The 441-nt window shown below is 37.9% G+C and carries 1 protein-coding gene; it reads left to right on the forward strand.

Going from position 1 to position 441, the window contains the following annotated elements:
* Positions 1–184 precede the first annotated feature (184 nt).
* A partial coding sequence (locus E3E26_RS10985) for an HAD hydrolase family protein (protein WP_240911736.1) occupies positions 185–441 on the forward strand: 257 nt, incomplete at its 3' end.

A 441-nucleotide genomic window follows, 5' to 3' on the forward strand; every position in this document is an offset into this window, starting at 1 on the left:
TTTCCATTTCTTTACTCAAAGAATCCTTAACTCCAGGAGAGCAGCTTAAAGTTACCATTGGCTTTAAGCTCAAAGAAGATGCCGGAAATGAGTGTCAAACAGATACAGCAAGAATAACCTTAAAACATCTACGCCGAGCAGTGAGTTTTTAAACTCTCTCCTCCTTTCTCTTTTGGTGTTCATGATGATTGGGATAATATTTGACATGGATGGGGTAATTTATAGGGGAAACACTCTCATCGAAGGAGCAAGAGAAGTTATTGAGTATTTAAAATCAAAGAACGTTCCCTTTGTATTCCTCACTAACAATTCCACTAGAAATGCGGAGATGTATAGAGAAAAGCTTCTTAAATTGGGAATTGATGTTGAAGAAGAGCGAATAATTACTTCTGGCTATGCAACTGCCCGCTATCTGCAGAAGCACTTTAAAAAAGGCAAAGT

Source organism: Thermococcus sp. LS1 (assembly GCF_012027395.1).
Classification (GTDB): domain Archaea; phylum Methanobacteriota_B; class Thermococci; order Thermococcales; family Thermococcaceae; genus Thermococcus.